Source organism: Kitasatospora sp. NPDC059722 (assembly GCF_042733235.1).
Lineage (GTDB): Bacteria > Actinomycetota > Actinomycetes > Streptomycetales > Streptomycetaceae > Kitasatospora.
The window spans coordinates 17,350-21,558 of record NZ_JBHWGD010000109.1 but is presented as its reverse complement, the minus strand read 5'-3'; the positions used below and the strand labels follow the sequence as shown (position 1 = coordinate 21,558).

Sequence of the window (4,209 nt, the reverse complement as noted above, 5' to 3'; positions counted from 1 at the left end):
CCACCCGGGCGGGGGGCCGCCCCCCCCCCGCCGGGGGCCCCCCCCCCCCGGGCCCCGGGGGCCCCCCCCCCCCCCCCCCCCCGGGCCCGCGCGCGGGGGGCGCCCCCGCCGTCGGGGCGCGCGCCACCGGCGCCCTCCAACCGCCGGAGCGCACCGACGAGTTGCCGTGGGACCCGGACCGCGTCGACGACGACGTGCTCGCGCTCATGTTCATCGCCTGCCACCCCGTGCTCTCCGCCGAGGCGCGGGTGGCCCTCACGCTGCGCGTGGTGGCGGGCCTGTCCAGCGAGGAGATCGCCCGCGCGTTCCTCGTGCCCGTGCCGACCGTCCAGGCCCGGATCACCCGCGCCAAGAAGACGATCGGCGCCGCCGGCGTGCCGTTCGAGCTGCCGCCGGCCGACGAGCGCCGCACCCGGCTCGGCGCGGTCCTCAGCGTCCTGTACGTGATCTTCACCGAGGGCTCGACCGCCACCAGCGGCGACGACCTGCTGCGCACCGACCTCGCCCGCGAGGCGGTCCGGCTGGCCCGGATGCTGGCCGCCCTGCTGCCCCGTGAGCCCGAAGTGCACGGCCTGCTGGCCCTGTTCGAGCTCACGGCGGCCCGGTTCCCGGCCCGGACCGGGCCCGACGGCGAGCCGGTGCTCCTGGAGGACCAGGACCGGCGCCGGTGGGACCGCTCGGCGATCCGCCGCGGCCGGGCCGCCCTCGACCGCGCCGCGGCGGCCGGGCGCGGCCTCGGCCCGTACGGCCTCCAGGCCGCCATCGCCGCGTGCCACGCCCTGGCGCCCTCCGTCGCGGAGACGGACTGGGAGCGCGTCGTGCTCCTCTACGAGGCGCTCGGCCGGGTCGCGCCCTCGCCCGTCGTCGAGCTCAACCGGGCCGTCGCGGTGGCGATGGCGAGCGGCCCGCAGCCGGCGCTGGACCTCGTCGACGACCTCGCCGCGACCGGCCGGCTCGCGGGCTCCCACCTGCTGCCGACCGTCCGCGCCGAGCTCCTCGCCCGCCTCGGCCGTACCCCCGAGGCCCGCGCCGAGCTCGACCTGGCCGTCCGCCTCTGCGCCAACGCGCGCGAACGCTCCGTCCTCCTCCGCAAGGCCGCCGCCCTGGCGGACGGCGACGAGGAAATTCGGGGGTAAGTCTTGTCGGGCGCATGCCGGTTGCTGAATCCTTGCGCCCGCACCACCCAACCCTCACCCAAGTGAATACGGAGAACCCTGATGTCCCGTGACATCGGAGCGGACGCGCACGCCCAGCGGCGGCGAATACGGCGCACCAGACGCCTCATCCACGCCGTGACCGCCGTGGCGGTGCTGCTCACGGCCGCCGTCGGCGCCGACGCGGTGGCCGTCTCGCCGTCGGCGACCCCACCGCCGCCGCCCTCGACCGCCGAGCAGGAGAAGGGCATGCGGGCAGGCATGCCGTTCCAGGACCCGGCCACCGTGGACGCCACCGGCAGCGCGAGCCCCGACCTCACCCTGACGCTCGACGCAGCGCGCAGCCGCTTCGACGTCTCCGGGCGCGAGGTCTACGGCGCCTCCTACACCGGCTCGTTCGTGGCGCCCACCGTGCGGGTGGCGCCCGGATCGACCGTCACCGTCCACCTGGTCAACCACCTCCCGGTCGCGACCAACCTGCACTTCCACGGCCTGCACGTGTCCCCGGAGGGGCAGTCCGACGACCCGTTCCTGTGCGTGGCGCCGGGCGGGTCCACCACGTACCGGCTGGAGATCCCGGCCGACCACGCGCAGGGCACGTTCTGGTACCACAGCCACGCGATGGGCACGTCGTGCCCCATGGCCGACGGCATGGCGGGCCACAACGCGGGGTTCACGCCGGGCGACGTGGAGAACCAGATCTTCGCGGGCCTGTCCGGCGCCCTGATCGTCGGGGACGACCGCACGCTGCTGCCGGCGGGCCTCCGCGACGTCACGGCGCACACCGTCGTCCTCAAGGACGCCCAGCTCGACGCGGGCGGGCACATCCTCCAGGGCACCGCGGCGGACCCGCTCCAGTCCGGCAACCCGACCGTACGGCTCGTCAACGGCCGCCTCCGGCCGGTGCTCCCGATGCGGCCGGACGAGACCCAGCTGTGGCGGCTGGTCAACGCCGGGGCCGACATCTTCTACCGGCTCCGGCTGGACGGCCGCCGCTTCACCGTCGTCGGCGAGGACGGCACGCCCGTCGCCGCGATCACCACCGCCGACGAGTTGCTGCTGCCCCCGGGCAAGCGCTACGACGTCCTCGTCACCGCGAGCGGCACCCCCGGCCGGACCGTCCTGCGCACCGCCGCCTACAGCAACGGCCCGCAGGGCGACGCCTATCCGGACGTGCCGCTGGCCACGGTCGCCGTCACCGGCCGCCCGGCCCACCGCCTGCCGGAGCCGACCGGCGCCCTGCCGACCGCCCCGGCCGACCTCGCCATCGCGCCCGTCGCCCGGCGGCGCACCCTCGACCTGTCCGAGAGCGCCGACGGCAACACCTTCTACATCGACGGCCAGCAGTTCGCGATGGACCGTTCCGTCTTCGACACGCCCGCCCGGCTCGGCACCGTCGAGGAGTGGACGATCGTCAACCACTCCGGCGAGGACCACCCGTTCCACCTGCACACCACCGCGTTCCAGGTCCTGTCCGTCGACGGCGCCGCCCAGCCCTACACCCACCGCCAGGACACCGTCCCGGTGCCGCACGCGGTCGACGGCGTCCCGGGCCGGGTCGTGATCCGCGTCGCCTTCGAGGACTACCCGGGCCGGTGGATGTTCCACTGCCACATCGCGGCCCACGAGGACCACGGCATGATGAGCTACATCGACGTGGTCCCGTAGGCGGCGCCTGACCTGCGGAAACGCCCGCAGGCCGTACCACGGGACCAACGGTTCCACCAAGGCAGGGAGCTTGATCGATCATCCGGGGTCAGCAAAAGGTCAGCATCAGACCCGGGAGCCCGATCAACCATGGCCACCACGACCCTCATCCGCGGCATGGGGACGTTCTTCAAGGACTGCGAACACCCCATGTCGCGGTGGTCCAAGTGCCCGCACGAGTACAAGATCCGCTACCGCAACGCGGCCGGCCGACAGATCGAGGAGTCCGGGTTCACCACCCAGGACAAGGCCAAGGCCCGGCTCATCGAGGTGTACCAGGCGAAGAAGAACTCCCCGCAGAGCCAGCGGAAGGCGGAGCGCATCCAGAAGTACGGCTCCATGCGGTTCGGCGACTACGTCGCCGAGTGGAGGCGAAGCCAGCGCCACCTCACCCCGGGCTCGGTCCGGCATCTCGACTCACTGCTCGACAACCATCTCTACCCGGCCTTCCACAGCCGCCGGATGGCCACCTTCGACCACAAGGTCGTCGACGCCTTCATCCAGACCATGGAGCGCAACGGCGTCGGCCTCGGCACCCAGTCCAACGCCTTCGACAAGCTGAAGACGATCCTCCTCGACGCCCACCGGCTCGGCCTCTACGACGAGAACCCGCTGGACGGCGTCAAGCCTCCGCAGTACGACGCCAAGCGTGTCGTCATCCCCTCGCTCGAACAGCTCCAGGAGATCCGCACCGCCGGCGACGACACCTTCCTCCTCATCGCCGACCTCATGAGCGGCTGCGGCCTGCGCAACGGTGAGGCCTACGCCGTCAACATCAACAACATCGTCGCGGACGACATCTACCGGATCACCGAACAGGTCAACCAGACCACCCGGACCTACGGCCCGATGAAGCACCGCAAGGCCGACGACTACCGCGACGTCCCGCTCCCGGCCCGCGTCAAGCACACCATCGAGCAGTACGCCGACAAGCACGGCACCGTCGACGGCTACCTGCTCCGCAACCCCCACGACATCACGAAGCCCTACCGGGGCTACCTGCTCGAGAAACAGTGGCAGCGCATCAAGAAGACCGGCGCCGTCCACATACCGGAAGGCATGGTCATCTACAGCCTCCGCCATTTCTTCGCCTCGAACTGCCTCAGCCAGAACATCCCCATCACCGACGTCGCCGAATGGATGGGCCACCGGAGCGTCGACATCACCTTCAAGACCTACCGCCACCTCATGCCCGGCTCCATCAGCCGCGCCGCCCAGCTCCTCAACCTCGCCCTGACCGCATGAACAAGTGAGGGGGGCGCCCGCCGCGGCGCGCCCCCACCACCAACCTGGAGAAAACCCCCCCAGAAACGCGTTTTTGTAACACCGAGCGGGACCACCCCGAGAG

At 72.4% G+C, this 4,209-nt stretch carries 2 protein-coding genes and 1 pseudogene; all 3 read left to right on the top strand.

Going from position 1 to position 4,209, the window contains the following annotated elements:
* Positions 1-146 precede the first annotated feature (146 nt).
* A pseudogene (locus ACFV4F_RS37595) lies at positions 147-1,136 on the top strand (RNA polymerase sigma factor); the annotation flags it as partial.
* Positions 1,137-1,217: 81 nt separating this feature from the next.
* Positions 1,218-2,822, top strand: a complete 1,605-nt coding sequence (locus ACFV4F_RS37590; RefSeq protein WP_380509570.1) for a multicopper oxidase family protein — start codon at positions 1,218-1,220, stop codon at positions 2,820-2,822.
* A gap of 129 nt (positions 2,823-2,951) precedes the next feature.
* Positions 2,952-4,106: a tyrosine-type recombinase/integrase gene (locus ACFV4F_RS37585; protein WP_380509567.1), complete on the top strand. Its 1,155-nt coding sequence runs from the start codon at positions 2,952-2,954 to the stop codon at positions 4,104-4,106.
* The last annotated feature ends 103 nt before the right edge of the window (positions 4,107-4,209 follow it).